This is a genomic window from Pseudoalteromonas sp. NZS71 (assembly GCF_015864715.1).
In the GTDB taxonomy this organism is placed as follows: Bacteria; Pseudomonadota; Gammaproteobacteria; order Enterobacterales; family Alteromonadaceae; genus Pseudoalteromonas; species Pseudoalteromonas arctica.
Window position 1 is genome coordinate 82,052 of the sequence record NZ_JADYWS010000018.1, and the last position, 17,446, is coordinate 99,497.

The 17,446-nt window shown below is 39.1% G+C and carries 18 protein-coding genes and 1 pseudogene; 2 read left to right on the top strand and 17 right to left on the bottom strand.

The window, feature by feature from the left end; translation table 11 throughout:
- Positions 1-5: 5 nt before the first annotated feature.
- Entirely contained in the window at positions 6-1,292 is a 1,287-nt protein-coding gene (locus I6E85_RS13165) for a VCBS domain-containing protein (RefSeq protein ID WP_024591127.1), read from the bottom strand.
- Positions 1,293-1,548: 256 nt separating this feature from the next.
- Between I6E85_RS13165 and I6E85_RS13170 the strand changes: the two genes are divergently transcribed.
- The gene (locus I6E85_RS13170) at positions 1,549-1,788 is read left to right on the top strand and encodes an RNA-binding protein (protein WP_007585551.1); all 240 of its coding nucleotides are present in this window, start codon (positions 1,549-1,551) and stop codon (positions 1,786-1,788) included.
- A gap of 106 nt (positions 1,789-1,894) precedes the next feature.
- Here I6E85_RS13170 and I6E85_RS13175 read toward each other — a convergent pair whose 3' ends face one another.
- Positions 1,895-2,044, bottom strand: a complete 150-nt coding sequence (locus tag I6E85_RS13175) for a hypothetical protein (protein WP_007585545.1) — start codon at positions 2,042-2,044, stop codon at positions 1,895-1,897.
- 142 nt (positions 2,045-2,186) lie between these two features.
- Between I6E85_RS13175 and I6E85_RS13180 the strand changes: the two genes are divergently transcribed.
- Complete coding sequence (locus I6E85_RS13180; protein ID WP_101164086.1) at positions 2,187-3,806, top strand: M28 family metallopeptidase; 1,620 nt, start codon at positions 2,187-2,189, stop codon at positions 3,804-3,806.
- 35 nt (positions 3,807-3,841) lie between these two features.
- Here I6E85_RS13180 and I6E85_RS13185 read toward each other — a convergent pair whose 3' ends face one another.
- From I6E85_RS13185 to I6E85_RS13255, 15 genes and pseudogenes are all read right to left on the bottom strand, one after another.
- Positions 3,842-4,789, bottom strand: coding sequence for a PDC sensor domain-containing protein (locus I6E85_RS13185; protein ID WP_024591129.1), 948 nt, complete (start codon positions 4,787-4,789; stop codon positions 3,842-3,844).
- 233 nt (positions 4,790-5,022) lie between these two features.
- Positions 5,023-5,211, bottom strand: a pseudogene (locus I6E85_RS13190) (EF-hand domain-containing protein); the annotation flags it as partial.
- Between the two features lie 388 nt (positions 5,212-5,599).
- A complete protein-coding gene (locus I6E85_RS13195) occupies positions 5,600-5,776 on the bottom strand; it encodes a calmodulin (RefSeq protein WP_231621058.1) in 177 nt (58 codons plus the stop codon).
- Between the two features lie 199 nt (positions 5,777-5,975).
- Positions 5,976-6,188 carry a calmodulin gene (locus I6E85_RS13200; RefSeq protein WP_007585535.1) on the bottom strand — a complete coding sequence of 71 codons (213 nt, stop codon included), beginning with the start codon at positions 6,186-6,188 and terminating at the stop codon, positions 5,976-5,978.
- Positions 6,189-7,069: 881 nt separating this feature from the next.
- On the bottom strand, positions 7,070-7,285 hold the full coding sequence (locus I6E85_RS13205; protein ID WP_007585532.1) for a TIGR02450 family Trp-rich protein: 216 nt from the start codon (positions 7,283-7,285) through the stop codon (positions 7,070-7,072).
- Between the two features lie 70 nt (positions 7,286-7,355).
- Complete coding sequence (locus tag I6E85_RS13210; RefSeq protein ID WP_007378488.1) at positions 7,356-7,709, bottom strand: cupredoxin domain-containing protein; 354 nt, start codon at positions 7,707-7,709, stop codon at positions 7,356-7,358.
- 20 nt (positions 7,710-7,729) lie between these two features.
- Positions 7,730-9,976 (bottom strand): heavy metal translocating P-type ATPase, encoded by a 2,247-nt coding sequence (locus I6E85_RS13215; protein ID WP_101164003.1) that lies wholly within the window; start codon positions 9,974-9,976, stop codon positions 7,730-7,732.
- Entirely contained in the window at positions 9,966-10,409 is a 444-nt protein-coding gene (locus I6E85_RS13220) for a MerR family transcriptional regulator (RefSeq protein ID WP_024591618.1), read from the bottom strand. The genes I6E85_RS13215 and I6E85_RS13220 overlap by 11 nt, the downstream gene beginning before the upstream one ends.
- Positions 10,410-10,920: 511 nt before the next feature.
- A complete protein-coding gene (locus I6E85_RS13225) occupies positions 10,921-11,418 on the bottom strand; it encodes a DUF2059 domain-containing protein (RefSeq protein WP_024591619.1) in 498 nt (165 codons plus the stop codon).
- Positions 11,419-11,548: 130 nt separating this feature from the next.
- The gene (locus I6E85_RS13230; RefSeq protein WP_007585525.1) at positions 11,549-11,881 is read right to left on the bottom strand and encodes a Na+/H+ antiporter subunit G; all 333 of its coding nucleotides are present in this window, start codon (positions 11,879-11,881) and stop codon (positions 11,549-11,551) included.
- A 9-nt stretch (positions 11,882-11,890) separates the two neighbouring features.
- The gene (locus I6E85_RS13235) at positions 11,891-12,160 is read right to left on the bottom strand and encodes a K+/H+ antiporter subunit F (RefSeq protein ID WP_007378493.1); all 270 of its coding nucleotides are present in this window, start codon (positions 12,158-12,160) and stop codon (positions 11,891-11,893) included.
- Positions 12,154-12,690, bottom strand: a complete 537-nt coding sequence (locus I6E85_RS13240; protein ID WP_007585523.1) for a Na+/H+ antiporter subunit E — start codon at positions 12,688-12,690, stop codon at positions 12,154-12,156. Before I6E85_RS13240 ends, I6E85_RS13235 begins: the two co-directional genes overlap by 7 nt.
- A complete protein-coding gene (locus tag I6E85_RS13245; RefSeq protein WP_101164004.1) occupies positions 12,690-14,207 on the bottom strand; it encodes a monovalent cation/H+ antiporter subunit D in 1,518 nt (505 codons plus the stop codon). The genes I6E85_RS13240 and I6E85_RS13245 overlap by 1 nt, the downstream gene beginning before the upstream one ends.
- A complete protein-coding gene (locus I6E85_RS13250; protein ID WP_010554685.1) occupies positions 14,204-14,557 on the bottom strand; it encodes a Na+/H+ antiporter subunit C in 354 nt (117 codons plus the stop codon). The genes I6E85_RS13245 and I6E85_RS13250 overlap by 4 nt, the downstream gene beginning before the upstream one ends.
- Positions 14,557-17,349 (bottom strand): monovalent cation/H+ antiporter subunit A, encoded by a 2,793-nt coding sequence (locus I6E85_RS13255; RefSeq protein ID WP_024608883.1) that lies wholly within the window; start codon positions 17,347-17,349, stop codon positions 14,557-14,559. Before I6E85_RS13255 ends, I6E85_RS13250 begins: the two co-directional genes overlap by 1 nt.
- Between the last annotated feature and the right edge of the window lie 97 nt (positions 17,350-17,446).

A 17,446-nucleotide genomic window follows, 5' to 3' on the forward strand; every position in this document is an offset into this window, starting at 1 on the left:
ATAGTTTACTGCGCTAACTTACCTCTTGTGATAGAAAAATCAGCAAACCTAACACGTTCTTCATCAACTCGAAGGCTGTCGGTTTCAACAATTGAGCGGTATATTCCCCACTTAGGACGAGCAAAATCATCATCATTAAAGCCGCGCCACATATCTATGTTTTGCTCGCTTATATTAAATATCTCTGCGTTGTCGCTTAAGCGCGTTAATGTCATATCAAGCTTACCACTTTCACTAAATGTAGCTTGTACAAATACCTCGACCCATTCATCTGTTATTAAAGACCAGTCGGTTTCAATTAAGTTTTTATCAAGACCCGTGCTGTTACCGTTTTCGTCAAAGCCTGCGCTATACCGCACTTGCAGTTGATTGCCTGTACTGTTTTTTTGCGCACCCGAGAGCGTAATAATAGGCTGATCGTCATTACCATTGGTGTTGTCGTTACTTTCGTTACGGGCTTTTATTTGAAAAAAATGGCTAAACTTACTCGTAAGCTCAAGCTCGCTACTTACTTTAAATTTCCAGCTGTATTGAAATGTCTCCCCCTCAAACGCCAGTGTTTCTTGTGGTGATTTATCGTAGGTTTTTATTTCGTTGCGTTGTCTGTCACTTGCACCTTTGTCTTTATCTTGGTCATCATCTCGGTGGGCTAAAAATACAAAATGGCTACCAATTATCGTATCGGTATCTTCGATAATATGGACAACACTTTCATGATTACCAGCGTATAAGTCTGGAGATTCAATTGACCCTTCGCCGAATGCATTTTCAATAAGTGTGTATGCGTCAAGTCCCGAATCTACGCCATCTGATTGCAATAACACGTGCGAGATGCTCTCAAAGCCATCAGCTTGAGTTATTGGTGCACCAACAATTGTTATGATAATTTGTGCGCCAGTACCATCTAAAGAGTTTACTGTTATTGTGTCTTGCAGTGTTTCATCTTCACTTAAAGATGTTATTGAAGCGTTTAAATCATCAAGTGTGTATGACCAATCTCCACCAGCATTTAAGCTAAAAAAACCATAGCTTGTAGCGCTATTTTCTTGTGCTATAAAAGCAGCCTCACCGGATTGTTGATCAGTAATGGTTAATGAGCCTGTTATTGCATCATTACTATCACTAATAACTTCGCCTCGGCTATTACCACCAATTATTGCAGGAGTTTGTAAAGTAATCGCTTCATTATTTTGCACCGTAGAATCAGAGCCAGAGCTGCCACAACCAACAACTAAACAAGATAGAAGTGCGGTTGTAATTACATTACACAGTTTAAGATTATATTTAGGCATTGTTAGCTTTATAGTTAATAGTAAGTTAATAAAATATAAACTTACCAATTAACTATGCAAATAACCACAACTCAATTACCAATTAACATGACCAATTTGATGGCAATCTATTTAAAATTATAAAAGCTATGTTTTTTCAGTGTGATACAAACAATTATTCCTATAGAACGTTTATTTATATATGTTTTAAAATAAAATTAGGTTAAAGCTGAGTTACTTGAGATAATTAGTACTGACATAATTATTTAGGTTCATTATGAAACTATTAGTTCGTAACTTGTCTCGTGCTACCACTGAGCATGAGCTTCGTACTTTATTTGCAGAGCACGGTAAAGTGACTACCTGCAACTTGGTACTTGATAAAGAAACTGGCCAATCTAAAGGCTTTGCCTTTTTAGAAATGCCAAACGACATAGAAAGTAAAAGCGCCATTAAAGCACTTAACCAATCTACTGTTGATAAAAGTAAGATCCGCGTAAAGCTTGCAGACGCATAAAGCTAACTGCAACTTATACTAAAAAACCAGCTAATGCTGGTTTTTTGCTTTTAGTGCCAAGTATTGTATTTAAGCTTTATATTTAGCTAAAAAAACTAAGCGGTTATTAAGCCGCTTTTTTTATACTTATAGTGCCCAATATTATAAAAGAAGCAGACAGCACAAAAAATGTCTCCTGCTCAGCTAATATTGCAGCAGCAAAAAATGCAATGCCACTAGCTATAAATAAATACCCACTTTTTTTACATTGGCTCATTATGTGCTCCTTTAGGTTGTTCGTTATTTATACACCTTATAAAATCAATCTGCAATTGAATGAAAAGTTCTCTATAAAAATTCGACATCGCTGCGGTGCTTCCTTTATATTGAAAGCCTAATTAAATAACAATATGAAGACTATGGCATCTACTCTTTTAAAAAGCGCTAGCCTAAGCCTGCTAGTTGCACTCTTTGGCTGCTCAGAGCCCGCAAGCCAACAAACCCCATTAGAAAATACAGCAGGTGTAAGCCTTAGCAATATTAAACAGCATATTAAAACGCTAGCCTCTGATGACTTTCAAGGCCGAGGCCCGCTTACTCATGGCGAAGTGAAAACAGTAGGCTACTTAAGCGAGCAATATAAAGCGCTGGGTTTAACCGGTGCTTATAAAGGTAAATACTTACAGCCTGTAAAAATGGCAATGGTGACAGCTAATCAGGACATGCAGTTAAAGGTAGGTGATTTGAGCTTTGAATCAGGCAAAGACTTTACCGCACGTACCGAGCAACTTCAGCCATTAATTGATGTAAGAAGCTCTGACGTTGTATTTGCGGGCTACGGTATTAATGCGCCAGAATATAGCTGGAATGACTATAAAAATATTGATGTAACTGGTAAAACAGTAGTTGTGCTAGTTAACGATCCAGGCTTTGCTACTCAAAACGATGCCCTTTTTACTGGCAATGCAATGACCTACTACGGTCGCTGGACTTATAAATATGAAGAAGCCGCTCGCCAAGGTGCAAAGGCTGTATTTATTGTTCATGAAACAGCACCTGCGGCATACCCTTGGGGCGTAGTTGAAAGTTCAAACACCGGCACCAAATACACGTTAATGGATAACAATTTAAACGCGTCTAAATTACCGGTTATGGGCTGGCTAACACTTGATGCGACTGAGAAAATGTTTAACGCCGCAAAGCTTAACTATCAAGATTTAAAACAAGCAGCATTAAATGATGACTTTAAAGCGACGCCACTTAACTTAAAAGCAAACCTTGCCTTTAAAAACGAAGTATCCCATGCAAAATCGCATAACGTAGTTGCACAAATTACAGGTAGCGAATCACCTGACGAATACGTTGTTATTAGCGCCCACTGGGACCACTTTGGTACTAAACAAACCGATACTGGCCCTAAGATTTATAACGGCGCAGTAGATAACGCTTCAGGCACTGCAGCCACGCTTGAAATAGCACGCATCATGAACAAAATGAACAAGCAAAAACCATTTAAACGCTCAATTATTTTTGCTAACTTTACAGCAGAAGAAACGGGGTTAATTGGTTCTGAAGAATTTGCATCGGGTGCGGTTGTACCTACAAAACAAATGGTCGGTCTATTAAATATTGATGGCATGAACGTGCTTGATGGCACTGACTACATTTTACAATACGGTAAAGATTTATCGACAATGGAAAGCTATTTAGCAAAGGCTGCAAAATCACAAGGCCGTGTTGTTAAAATGGATCCTCGAGCGCAAAATGGCTTATTTTTTAGATCAGATCATTTCTCACTTTCTAAGCAAGGCGTCCCTAGTTTATTATTTATGAGCCTGGGCGATACCGATCCTGAGTACATTGCGCATAAGTACCATAAAGAAGCAGACGACTACTCAGCTGATTGGTCGTTAGGTGGTGTTAAGCAAGATATAGATCTTATTGTTGATATAGCCACTCAACTTGCAAACAATGGCGATTGGCCAAAGTGGACGAGCGAGTCTGACTTTAAAGCCAAACGCGCGCAAGATAAGCAATAAATAACTATTAATAGTTATGTAATATAAAAATCCTCCTACTTGGAGGATTTTTGTTTTAAACGAGCCCGCATTAATAGCGTTTCGGCCTTTGCTCCTAAATAAACATAAATAGCTAGTGCAATTAAAAGCCCCACTACTGCAAGCATCATCGCTATTGCAGGCATTAAATATTCCGATTGCCCCAGCGCCGCTTTAAACATAGTTAACAACGCCTCAATTGATATAGCAATCAACACAGTAGATATAAACCGTGTAATAGTGCGCCGCGTAGACGAGTGCCTAAAAATATCCTTATGCATAAGGATTTCTTCTTCGAGTATTGTTTTACCTAAATCGAATACTGCTAATGCCAAGGTGATGTAAATAATGATACTAAAGGGTTCAAGTGGATCTGATGAGGTATCTACATGGGTTAATAGCGCGTATATATCATTAAAAACGATATTCAGTAAAAATAATACTAAGCAAAATAAGCACGCCACAATAATACCGTAACCCGCTTTAAAGTAAGGCGACATATTAGCGCGCGCAGTATCACCCATTACAAACTCAATAAGCTGCGTTAAGCTCACATCGACAACCAAGTAATGTTGATTATTAATTGGTTTTTTTAGTTCTTTAATCGCCGATATACATAAATGGTTAGTCGCTATAGAAATGTAGGGATCAGTAAAGCACACTCTATCACTTGTTTTAGCGTTCAAAAAATAGGGTCGCTCGCTTAAGTCTTGTTGATTACCACTTTCACCTAGTTTTTTGCTATATGCCCGTTTAAAGCAGACATTATTACCCTGCTGCAAACCTTCTGCATTTAAACAATATTGTAATTCTAAAAATGGGTACTGCTTAATCAGGTAGCGGGTATCACGCTCTTTAGTTAACCCATCCTCAATACTCATCAAAATAGATTCAAGTAAGCTGTGTATTACATGCTCATATTCGTGGTAGCGCTCAACACTACTGATATAACTCATTCGCGCCATTTTAAATACTCATTAACCTAAGTTATAAATAGATTTGCAAGTTTAAAACCAATAATAAAATAACTTAACAATCAGCAATTTAATGATATTCAAACTCGAGTTTTGCACTACTTTGGTGACTAAAAAGTAATATATTAAATTAAATGCACAAAAAAGCAGCTAAGTATTAATTACTTAGCTGCTTTGTGAGTATGACTGGTAAGGCTTTACGACTAACTTAAATATAGAGCCTGTTACTGAACCTTCGAAAACTCTTCTTTAGATAATTCGCCATTTCCATCTGCATCTAATTGATCAAAAAGCTGTACTAGTTGCGAGTTTACTTGGGCTTCTGTTTTACTAATTACGCCGTCGCCATCAGTATCAAAAGAATCAAAATCTACCGCAGCAAACGCCGCTGAAGAAGAAGCAAGGGCTACAAGTGGTAGGGCGTGTTGATCTTTGGCGGGTGAATTTGCAGCAGTATGTTTGGTTTTTAGGCAAGGCAGAGCCTATGTAGTGTGGTTATTCCCCATAAATAGGCGATAACGCAGCATAAATACCAAACATGCGCTGCCCTTTGGGTTCTTTCTAGGGACGATTAACTCTTTGTTGCTCGGTTTTTACTTAGCCCACTAGGTTACAAACCTCGCGCCGCGATTTAATCTCCCCTAGATTGAACAAATTTCAATCCACAAAGATCAATACGCCCTAAAGTTTTGTGTAGTGTTTTCATAATCGTTTCCTTAGGCTTTGAGCCTGATTAGGGGTGACCTGATTAGAGGTAAGAAGTCCTTTTCAAAGATCCTTTAGGAGTAAAGTGTTTATAAATTAATATTCAAAAAAATCATTTTCTGTCGGACCACCGCTACTTTGAACATTCAGCTCGTCAAATTGCTCTATCACTTGCGCCGATTCCTCAGAGCGACTAATTGAAGCGTTGTCGTCTGCGTCGAGTGTTTCAAAGTCTGTGTTTGCAAATACTACTGACGAAGAAACAATAGCCATAAGTACAAATGTTGATTATAGCTTTTTCATAATTTAATCCTTCAATAGTATGCGGTGTCCCAAATAAATTTGCTCTATAGTGCTCTCTAGTCACTTCCTGGTTATTCTTTTTAGTAGGCTCCCTTGCCTACTTAGGTTGTCTTTGGCAACTCAGAATTTAGATAACATTACAGAGCATTAACTGCTTAAGGCTTTAATTTTAGGCCTTAGAAAACTCATCTTCAGATAGCTCACCATCTTGGTTTGTATCGAGTTCTTCAAACTTGCTTAAAAGCTCAGCATCCACTGATGCTTCGGCTTGGCTGATTGCGCCATTACCATCTACGTCTAGCGTATCAAAATCTGTTGCTGCAAAAGCCGCTGATGAAGAAGCTAGCGCCATTAGTACTAGTGTTGATTGAAATGTTTTCATAATAGTATTCCTTCATTGGGTTGTTGCGACTAAGGCCTTTGGCTTTCATCACGTTTTGCTTAATACACTCTAGGTATAACAACTTCGGTGCCACTTTTTATTTATTATTTAAAAACAATGAGTTAAACGACATAAAACGAGAGAAGCTTAATTTGGGGAGGTCTTATTGTTGCTATTTAGCAACAGCCATTTAACTAAAAACAATAAGCCATTATAAATCAATTAGTTAAATTTAATTAAAAAGACACACTTTTGCTAAAAAGCCAATAAGGGGGGCGTTTGGGTTAGTCTTCAAAATAAACTGAATATGAACATGGAAGTAGCATAGGATTTATTCGCGGCTATTAAAAAATTAATTCATTTATAATTAGTCAGTTACATTATTTTTGAGATTTATTATAAAAATTTTTAAAGGATATTTTGAAATTAACTGTTTTGTTGCCAAATGGCGAATTACTCAGAAAGAATGTGATATATGAGCTAAGTTATAGCATTGAGTTCATAACTTAATGCACCGTAAAATATAGGTTCGCTTGAGTTAAGCAAACCTATATCGTGTTCCAGCTATCTGCAAATGTGCCGCTATTAGGGCGTGTTGATCTTTGGTGGGTGAATTTGCAGCAGTATGTTTGGTTTTTAGGCAAGGCAGAGCCTATGTAGTGTGGTTATTCCCCATAAATAGGCGATAACGCAGCATAAATACCAAACATGCACTGCCCTTTGGGTTCTTTCTAGGGACGATCAACTCTTTGTTGCTCGGTTTTTACTTAGCCCACTAGGTTACAAACCTCGCGCCGCGATTTAATCGCCCCTAGTTTGAACAAATTTCAATCCACAAAGATCAACACGCCCTAGTGGGAGGTAAAGTATATAGATTTGAACTACTTCCACCCTTGTAGCCACTTTTGGTTATCTTTTAAATCTCGCCAACTAATTGGATATTGATTTTTTGACATAACAGCCTCGGTAATACACTCAATTACATTGCCATCTTCATCAAATTCTACCTCAACAATAATGAAGTGTTTTTCTTTATTTATAGAAGGTGTTGCGGTCCATTTACTATTCAATAATTTTTTAGGGTTTAATTTATTCATTTAATATAGCGACTCTTACTCGTAACTTTTATAAGGCAACTATACGACCCCAACACCTACTTAGTTCAGGTTACTGAGCAACTAGCTTGCCCTTATACATTTGCATTTGGCAATGAAAGTCATACTCACCGGCTTCAAGCGCGGGTAGTTTAACTGTATTGCCATCACCCATTGCCAGAGTTTTACTTATATCAAGCTGTGGAAATACCACTGTTTCGGCGCACGGCGCGCTGTCTTTTCTATCAAAGGTAAGTACAACCTCTTTGTTGGCTGCCACTTTAATGTGTCCTGGCTTATAAACACCGTTATCAACGACTATCGTTACTTTGTTGTCATCACTTTGTGTTTGCTCTGGTTTGTATAGCCAAAACCAATAAATAATTGCGGCTATTAACAGTGCACCACCTATATTAATCATCAACATAATGTACTCCTTAGCTTAAATTACGATTTATTTGGTTTGAAAAAACGTAAGCGATTAGCGTTACTTACCACTGTAAGCGATGAAAGTGCCATAGCTGCACCGGCAACAACAGGGTTAAGTAGTATTCCAAAAAATGGATACAACACGCCGGCTGCAATCGGAATACCCGCCACGTTATAAATAAAGGCACCAAATAGGTTCTGTTTAATATTTGAAATAGTTGCATTACTCACTGCAATTGCATCAGCAAGGCCATGTAACGAACCACGCATTAAGGTAATGTCTGCACTTTCTATTGCAACATCGGTACCAGTGCCAATTGCAAACCCTACATCTGCTTGCGCAAGTGCGGGGGCATCGTTAATACCGTCACCTGTCATACCCACTATTTCACCGTTTGCTTGGCGTTTTGTTACTTCGTTTACTTTATCATCGGGCATTACTTCTGCAATAAAGTCATCAATACCAACTTGTTTAGCAACGGCTTGTGCAGTGACTTTGTTGTCACCTGTTAGCATAACTAGGTGGATACCTTTATCTTGCAAGCGTTTAATAGCTTCAACTGAATCCTCTTTAATAGGATCTGCTACTGCAATAATAGCTTGAAGCTTATTATTACTTGCAAAATACATGGGCGTTTTAGCATCACTGGCAAGTGTTTGAGCTTGCTCGGTTGCATCATCAACGGCTACATCGTATTTATCCATTAGCGCTTTATTGCCAAACAACAATGTTTGCCCGTCAACACTGCCAGTTACACCTTTACCTGTAATGGCATCAAAGTCGGCTACTTTACTTAAAGCTAAGCCCTGCTTTTTAGCGTATGCCGTAATTGCTTCTGCCAGTGGATGCTCTGAGCTACTTTCAAGGCTTGCAACAAGTTGCATTACTGTATTTTCATCACTGTTATTAAACGTAACTACATCGGTAACTTGCGGTGTGCCTTGAGTAATAGTGCCTGTTTTATCTAAAATCATGGTGGTAATTTTAGATGTTGTTTGCAGCGACTCACCATTTCGAATTAATATTCCTGACTCTGCGGCTTTACCAATACCCACCATAACCGACATAGGGGTTGCGAGTCCTAGCGCACAAGGACAAGCAATAATAAGTACAGTGGTTACCGCAACAACGGCATAGGCAATTGATGGCTCAGGTCCAAAGTTTAACCATGCAAGGCCCGCAAGTACTGCAATAATCATAACTGTTGGTACAAATATTCCTGATATAACATCAGCTAAGCGCCCTATTGATGGCTTAGAGTTTTGTGCACGCTTTACCATATTGATAATATTGGCAAGTGTGGTTTCGCTACCAATGTGCGTGGCTTTAAATAATAAAGTGCCACTTTTGTTAATACTTCCGGCAACAACTTTATCGCCCGTTTTTTTGCGGACGGCCATTGGCTCACCAGTAAGCATTGACTCATCAACCGTACTGCTGCCTTCAATAACATCGCCATCCACAGGGATTTTTTCACCCGGGCGTACGCGTACTTCATCATTTTTTACCACATCACTAATGTCGATGTCTTGCTCTTGCCCATCGCGAATTACGCGTGCAGTTTTTGGTTGCAGGCCAATTAAGCGTTTAATTGCTTGTGAGGTGCGCCCACGTGCTTTTACTTCAAAAGCGAGCCCTAAACTAATTAAACCGATGATCATCGATGACGCTTCAAAATATACGTGTCTTGCGACTTGTGGTAATAAGTTTGGTGCTATTACCACAAACATTGAATACAACCACGCAGTACCTGTACCAAGCGCTATTAATGTATCCATATTGGCAGCATGGTTTTTGAATGCCTGCCATGCACCGTTGTAAAATTGTTTACCTGATATAGCCATAACCACAAGCGTGACTATACCCACTAAAAACCATGCTATTCGTTGTGTGTCGGTGGTCACACTCATGTCAAAAATAAGCCCGTATATCATTAACGGTGCACCGACCCCTAACGCTAATATCATATTACGCATTAGCTTTTTGTAATGTGCCTCGTCCGACTTTGCTTTTTCATCAAGTGCATCTTGATCAGACTCGTTACTCATTGGCTTAGCTGAATAACCAATGTTTTCGACTGCTTTAATAAGCGTGCTTTCGCGGGCTTTACCTTCTACACGGACAGTACGCTCAGCAAAGTTCATTTCCACGTTTTGCGCGCCTTGCACGCTATTAAGGGCTTTTTCAATTTTAGCCACACAACTGCCGCAATTAGCGCCTTCAATAATAAAGTTTTGCGCGGTGTCTTTTGTATTAGTCGTCATTACGCTGCTCCTTATTTGCAGAATCGTTTATTGGATCAACAAAAGATTCTATTAAACTACACACGTCACTGGCATTTGCACCATCGGCTGATGTATCCCATTGCTCCAGAGCTGCATGCATTCTGTTTCGTAATTTTAATGTTTCTTGAAATAGTGCTTCGGTTTCTTCTAGGCGTTTAGTAATGAGTTTACGCGTTAACGGACAAGGACAATTCCCCTGCTCTGACTCGCCTATAATGTGTTGAATATCTTTGAGTGAAAAACCAAGTTGACGAGAGCTAATAATAAACTTTAAACGCTGCTGGTCTTGCTTTGTATACTCTTGATAGCCATTTTCTTCACTGCGTATTGGATAAAGTAACCCAACACGTGTGTAATGACGAACAGTATCGGCAGTCACGCCCATTAACTTGGCGAGTTGTTTAACATACATAATTTAGCTCCGTCGTGTTTCAGTAGCTTCATAATAAACCTAGGTGCAACACATAGGTCAATGACTATTTTAAAACTAATAAAATAATACCAATTCGCTTAATTAAGTAACCAATTTAAGACAAGAAAATAGTGTTGATAACAAGGCAAAGGTTTCGTTATTTAGTTGCTATCACTAATTGCTTCTGCATCCATGCATTCGTATATCAGAAATTTTTTAACGCTGTTAACGCAGAATTTAATCCCTCAAATTGATTAAGTATTGTTGCTCATTGATATAATGACACAAACATAATTAACTTAAGCTGATATCGGGCGTGTATTATCTGGAGGGGGTGTAATTCAGGAGAGAAGCGCCTAAGTAAGGCGCGTATTAATCTAAGGGCGTGTTGATCATTGGTGGTTTAATTTACAGCAGACTGTTTGGTCTTTAGGCAAGGCAGAGCCTATGTAGTGTGGTTATTCCCCATAAATAGGCGATAACGCAGCATAAATACCAAACATGCGCTGCCCTAGTTTGATTCGCTACGGCTTTGCTCTAATTCGTCGCTTAGTTGCTGCGCTAAAGTTTGTATTTTAGGCATAGCATCTTTCATTAAGCTTTGTGACATTTGCATAGACTCTTGCATTACAACAGGCATTTTTTCAAGTATTTTTTGCCCTGTATCTGTTTTATAAAACGCTAACATATCGGCAATTTCTTGCTCACTAAAATGTTTGTCGTACACGCTAATCATCATCGGCTGCATTTTGGCCCAGCTCATTTCGGTTTTTAATACCGTCGTCATGTCGCTGTAGTACTTATCAAAAATTGCCTGTTCAGAAGGCTTAACGCCCATTTGGTCTGACATGCCTTTCATCATACCTTCAACCTGGCCGTACATAGAGTCAACCATTGAATCTAAATTCATTACACTAATAAGTTCATCTATTTTTTGCTGCTTAATATTTTGTTCAGCATACAAACTACTAGAAAAAATCAGTAATGATAAAAGTAGTACCTTACCCATAATAATATCCTTTCATATAAATAATCGTTTTATAGTTACATTATTAATTAGTCTTGTAAAGGGTACAAGCAGTCACTAAAAAGGCCGAATAAAATGAATTTATTCGGCCTTTTATAAATATATTTTTATGTTAATCGTCTTCTACATTATCTAGGCCTTTAGTGCCTTCTTTGGCTTTTAGCTTATGATGAATAGCTGACTTTATTAGCATGTAGCCACTAATCGGTGCCGTAATTAGTAAAAATATAGTAATGAGTATTTCTTTAACACTTAGGCCATGCCCTGAATTTGCAAAATAAACCATAGCTGCAATTAGCATACTTGCCATACCCAACGTTGTTGCTTTAGTTGGCCCATGCAAACGCATAAAAAAGTCAGGTAGTTTAACTAAGCCTATTGAGCCAATTAAAATAAACGTACCACCAAATAACAATAATATTGATACAACCCATTCGCTGATCATGTTTTCACCTTATTCAATTATATCGCCACGTAGTAAATACTTACACACTGCAACTGTACTTATGAAACCTAGCATGGCAATAAGCAGTGCAGCTTCAAAATAAAGCCCTGTATCCATACTAATGCTATATAAAATAATCAGTGCAATGACGTTAATGTACATTGTATCGAGCGCTAAAACACGATCAGGCACTGATGGACCAATGATCAATCGCCATAAATTAAGCAATAATGATAAGCCAATCATCGAAAAAACAATGAGTAATACGGTGTCTAACATTGAAATATCTCCTTTAGTGGAGCTTCGTAGCGTTGTTTTATTTGTTTGATAAGTGCTTCTTCATCTTTAAGGTCAAGCACATGTATTAATAAGTAGCGTTGTGTTGGCTCTTCACCCTCAGGTAACGATTCAGCAATTGGGTAAACCTCTGCACTCACTGTACCGGGTGTAAGCGATACACTACTGGCCAATATGGTAATTGGCATATCATGAGTTAAATCTATCGGTACTTTTATAAATGCCGGACGCAAATTTTTAGATGGCCCAAGTATAAGTAAAGCCACTTGTAAATTTGCTACGACAATATCGTACAGCACAATAAGCAACTGCTTAAGAGCCAAGCCCGGCTTTAAAATTAGTGGCTGAGGCTCGCGAAGCGAAAAACTTAATATTGGGATAAGTATTGCAAAAATAGTCGCTAATACTAAGTGCCCTACCGACACGCTATTATTTAACAATAGCCAAACCATAAACAAAAATAAGCTACGAAATGGCGTTGGTAACCAACGAAAACGGGCTTGTAATCTCATCACATGCCTCCTTTAAGTACAGCATTAATACCGCCGCTTATATCATGTAACTGAGTAGCAGCACCTAGCATGTATTCACTTATTGGTCCGCCAAAAATAACGAGCAATGGCGAACACGCAAGTAAACCTATAATTACAATTACCTGCAACGGGTGTGCATTTGCACAATCTGCGTTTTCGCTATTTTTACTTTTATGCTCCCAAAACAAGGTCGTGCCAGCACGCGAAAGCGCTACCAATAACGCAAAGCTTGTTACTAAATATACAGGCCAAAATAGTAAAGCTTGCTCACTATTTAATGTGGCTTTAAGTATCCAAATTTTACCTACAAAGCCTGATAGTGGCGGCATACCAACTACAGTTAATGCCGCAACAATAAAGCACACACCTAATAAAAATGGTTGTTTAACAGAGCGACCCGCTACTAGCCTATCACCAACTTTACCGCGCTGGATTGAAACTAAGTCTGCTAGTAAAAACAGTGCAGCACTAACAAGTGTTGAATGCACTAAATAATATAAAAGTGCAGCAGTGGCATTTACATTTTGCAATGCAATTAGCGCAACTAACGTACCTACCGATACTAATACTAAGTTAGAGGTGAGTTTACGTAAGTCTTGCGCTGCCATAACACCAATGGCACCCACTATAATGGTGGCAATTGCTAAGCCCCAAAGCCAAGGCTGCGCCATATGTTCAAGCGCTCCTGCTTGTTCGCCAAATATCACCGTGTAAACACGAAGCATGGCGTAAACGCCTACTTTGGTCATAATCGCAAACAATGCAGCAACCACAGGTTTAGCGCTTGAATACGTATTTGGAAGCCATAAATGCAGAGGTAATAGTGCGGCCTTTAAAGCAAATACAATTAATAGTAATAAACCACCTGCTTTTGCTAGGTATACATCATCTCCCGAAAGCTGTGATACTTTTTGCGCCATATCTGCAATATTAAGCGTACCAAGTACACCGTACAAAATACCCAAACCGATTAAAAATACGCTTGAGCCAACTAAATTTAATATTACATATTGCAGTGCCGCACGAGTGTTTTGTTTATCACCTGCGTGCATTAACAGTGCATATGATGCAATCAGTAACACTTCAAAAAATACAAATAGGTTAAATAAATCGCCAGTTAAAAACGCGCCATTTACACCCAATATTAAAAAATGAACAAGTGGATGATAAAAGCTGCCCTTTTCATCATCGCCAGCACTACCATATAAAATAGCGCCCAAACCTAAAAGTGAAGTTAACGTAACCAATAAGGTAGATAGCATATCAGCGACTAAGACTATCCCAAATGGTGCAGACCAATTACCAATAGCGTAAACATTAATACCCGTATTATTAATATGTACAAGTAAAAGCACACTAATGGCAAAAGTAGCTATTGCCATTACAATTGAAACTAAGCGGCGAATTTTGACGCTTTTACCACATGGCGGCAGCAATAAAATAACTGCCGTCAACATAGGTAATAAAATAGGTAGCGAAGCTAAATGTTGGATCATTTTTGCTCCTTATTATCTGCAGAGGTGTTAGGCACATAACCATCAACATGGTCACTACCTAAATCGGCGCGCCCACGTATTGCCAAAATAACCACAAATGCGGTCATCGCAAAACCAATCACTATTGCAGTTAGTACTAATGCTTGAGGTAGAGGATCGGCGTATTCTGTGCCAGTACCAAGTACTACCGCTTTATTAATAGTAAGGCGACCTGCTGAAAACAAAAATAAGTTAACAGCGTATGAAATCATAGTAAGCCCAAGTACTACAGGGAACGTACGAGCTCTTAGCAGTAAAAACACACCGCAACTGACCAATACTCCAACGCAAGATGCGTACAATAATTCCATTAAATATTTACCTCTTTTTTCTGGGTATCTGCTGTCATATTACCTAAGCTTGCTAAAATCATTAACGTAGCGCCTACAACAGTTAAGTAAACACCTAGGTCAAATGCAATCGCGCTGGCAAGCTCTGTTTTACCGACAAACGGAATATCAAAGTAGTCAAACCAAGTTGTTAAAAATGGCTTATCGAAGAACCAACTACCCACACCTGTAAACAAAGAAATACCAATGCCTGAAGCTATAATTTTGCGATAATTAACATCAAAGCGTTCGTTTATCCATGCTGTACCATGCGCCATGTATTGCAAAATAAACGCGATTGACGTTACCAGTCCTGCAATAAAGCCACCACCAGGTAAGTTATGTCCACGTAAGAAAATATATGCAGAAACTAATAACGCAAGCGGTAATAAACTTTGTGAAATACTCGCCAGTAATATTGGATGACGTTCTTTAGCCCATGGGCGCCCTTCGCTGTCGCTCGCTGGCATAAATAATGGGATTCGAGAAAGTACTTTAAATATACCTAATGCGGCAATGCCTAATACGGTAATTTCACCAAGCGTATCAAAGCCCCTAAAGTCGACTAAAATAACGTTAACTACGTTAGTACCACCGCCACCAATTTTAGCGTTAGCAATAAAGAAGTCTGAGATTGAATCTAGCGGGCGTGTAAGTAATGCATAACAAATACTCGCTATCACTACACCTAGTGTAGAGGCTATTGCTAAGTCTCGAAGTACGCGTAATGAACTTGATTCTTTTGGCGTATGCTGAGGCAAGAAAAACAATGCCAGCATAAGTAAAATAATAGTAACAACCTCAACAGTTAGCTGCGTAAGCGCTAAATCTGGAGCAGAAAAGCGTGTAAATACAACCGACACCATTAATCCTACAATTGAGAGCATTAATAGCGACACCATGCGAGAGCGATGCCAAATAACGGTAGCAAGAGCACCAATAATCAATAAGCCTGCACCAATTGCATTGTGCACATCAACAGGGGTAAGTGGCATGCTTCCGGCAAGTTGTTGCATTTCAAATAATGGCCAACCCGCACACAGTAATACCACCGCTAACATAATTACAAGGTAGCGCTGCAGCGATCCATTTTCTGTACTGCTTACCTTTGACTGACACCAAGCAATAACGCTTAATATCACACGTTCAAACGTTTTTTTAGCGTTTAAAGGTGGTAACGATGCTTGAAATTGAAATAGATATTTACGATTAATATAAATAAATAAGCCGCCAGCAATCGCCATCGCACTCATTAGTAGAGGCAAGTTAAACCCATGCCAGATAGCCAATTCGTACACTGGCATTTCTTTTCCAAGTACAGCTAAAGACGCCGCAGATAAAATGCCATCAATTGTAAAGTGCGGGAACATACCCACTAACAAACAAATCACAACGAGTATTTCTATTGGTACACGCATATAGCGCGGTGGCTCATGCGGCGTACGAGGTAAATCAATTGGTTCACCATTAAAAAACACGTCATGAATAAAGCGTGCTGAGTACGCAACAGCTAATGCACCTGCAACAGTTGCCAGTACTGGAATTAACCACGACATAGAACCAAGCACTTGCTGGTGTAGCGTTTCTGCAAAAAACATTTCTTTAGACAAGAAGCCATTTAGTAAAGGAACTCCTGCCATTGCAGCCGCCGCGACCATCGCAAGCGTTGCAGTGTATGGTAAGTATCGCCACATACCATTTAATTTACGCATATCGCGCGTGCCCGTTTCGTGATCAATAATACCAACGGCCATAAATAACGACGCTTTAAACGTTGCATGGTTAATTATATGAAAAATAGCAGCAACAGTCGCAAGCTCAGTATCAAGTCCGAGTAATAGCGTTATTAAACCCAAATGGCTTATTGTTGAATAGGCTAACAAGCCTTTTAAGTCGTGTTTGAATAATGCTATATAAGCACCAAACAACAACGTAGCTAAACCCGTTAACCCAACGAGCAAGAACCACGTATCGGTGCCAGCTAAAGCAGGATGAAAACGTGCTAACAAAAATATACCGGCTTTTACCATCGTCGCAGAGTGTAAATACGCGCTTACTGGCGTAGGCGCTGCCATTGCATGAGGAAGCCAAAAGTGAAATGGAAATTGTGCCGATTTAGTAAACGCACCCAGTAGCACCAATACCAATGCTACTTCGTATAAATCATGAGATTGAATTATTGCTTTACTCGCTAGAATAACATCTAGGTCGTAACTACCAACAATATCACCTAATAGCATCAATCCAGCAAGTAACGCTAAGCCGCCCGCGCCTGTTACAGCAAGCGCCATACGTGCGCCTTTTCGCGCTTCTGATTTATGCCACCAAAAACTAATTAATAAAAATGAGCTGATGCTCGTTAATTCCCAAAACAACCACAGTTGAATGACGTTGTTAGACATAACAATACCAAGCATTGCAGTCATAAATAGCATTAAGTAACTATATAACTTAGCCATTGAGTCATTAGCGCTTAGGTAGTAACGCGTGTAGAGGATAACGAGCAAGCCTATGCCTAAAATCATAAACATAAACAATAAACTGAGGCCGTCTAACCGCAGAGATAAATCGAGTCCTATTGACGGGATCCAAGCTAAAGAATAACGAATGGTTTCGCCCGCTAAAACGGCAGGTGCATGGTATAGAGTAATCCCCAAAGCCGTCAAAGGCGCAAGAGCCGTTAAACTAGTGCTTAAATTGCGAGATAACTTACCTGTGCATGCAGAAATAACACTGCCAATTAAGGATAACAAGGGTATCCAGAGCAAAGTCATAATGTAGGGCCTTTTATTATCATAAGTTTATCAGGGCATCTCTTTTTAATACTAAGTGATGCTTTTACTGCCTGTTTTTAAACGACATTAATGACTA

Excerpts from the sequence above, each read along its gene's own strand:
- I6E85_RS13165 (WP_024591127.1), bottom strand. The coding sequence starts at position 1,292 with ATGCCTAAATATAATCTTAAACTGTGTAATGTAATTACAACCGCACTT.
- I6E85_RS13170 (WP_007585551.1), top strand. The coding sequence starts at position 1,549 with ATGAAACTATTAGTTCGTAACTTGTCTCGTGCTACCACTGAGCATGAG.
- I6E85_RS13175 (WP_007585545.1), bottom strand. The coding sequence starts at position 2,044 with ATGAGCCAATGTAAAAAAAGTGGGTATTTATTTATAGCTAGTGGCATT.
- I6E85_RS13180 (WP_101164086.1), top strand. The coding sequence starts at position 2,187 with ATGGCATCTACTCTTTTAAAAAGCGCTAGCCTAAGCCTGCTAGTTGCA.
- I6E85_RS13185 (WP_024591129.1), bottom strand. The coding sequence starts at position 4,789 with ATGGCGCGAATGAGTTATATCAGTAGTGTTGAGCGCTACCACGAATAT.
- I6E85_RS13195 (WP_231621058.1), bottom strand. The coding sequence starts at position 5,776 with ATGGCTATTGTTTCTTCGTCAGTAGTATTTGCAAACACAGACTTTGAA.
- I6E85_RS13200 (WP_007585535.1), bottom strand. The coding sequence starts at position 6,188 with ATGAAAACATTTCAATCAACACTAGTACTAATGGCGCTAGCTTCTTCA.
- I6E85_RS13205 (WP_007585532.1), bottom strand. The coding sequence starts at position 7,285 with ATGAATAAATTAAACCCTAAAAAATTATTGAATAGTAAATGGACCGCA.
- I6E85_RS13210 (WP_007378488.1), bottom strand. The coding sequence starts at position 7,709 with ATGTTGATGATTAATATAGGTGGTGCACTGTTAATAGCCGCAATTATT.
- I6E85_RS13215 (WP_101164003.1), bottom strand. The coding sequence starts at position 9,976 with ATGACGACTAATACAAAAGACACCGCGCAAAACTTTATTATTGAAGGC.
- I6E85_RS13220 (WP_024591618.1), bottom strand. The coding sequence starts at position 10,409 with ATGTATGTTAAACAACTCGCCAAGTTAATGGGCGTGACTGCCGATACT.
- I6E85_RS13225 (WP_024591619.1), bottom strand. The coding sequence starts at position 11,418 with ATGGGTAAGGTACTACTTTTATCATTACTGATTTTTTCTAGTAGTTTG.
- I6E85_RS13230 (WP_007585525.1), bottom strand. The coding sequence starts at position 11,881 with ATGATCAGCGAATGGGTTGTATCAATATTATTGTTATTTGGTGGTACG.
- I6E85_RS13235 (WP_007378493.1), bottom strand. The coding sequence starts at position 12,160 with ATGTTAGACACCGTATTACTCATTGTTTTTTCGATGATTGGCTTATCA.
- I6E85_RS13240 (WP_007585523.1), bottom strand. The coding sequence starts at position 12,690 with ATGAGATTACAAGCCCGTTTTCGTTGGTTACCAACGCCATTTCGTAGC.
- I6E85_RS13245 (WP_101164004.1), bottom strand. The coding sequence starts at position 14,207 with ATGATCCAACATTTAGCTTCGCTACCTATTTTATTACCTATGTTGACG.
- I6E85_RS13250 (WP_010554685.1), bottom strand. The coding sequence starts at position 14,557 with ATGGAATTATTGTACGCATCTTGCGTTGGAGTATTGGTCAGTTGCGGT.
- I6E85_RS13255 (WP_024608883.1), bottom strand. The coding sequence starts at position 17,349 with ATGACTTTGCTCTGGATACCCTTGTTATCCTTAATTGGCAGTGTTATT.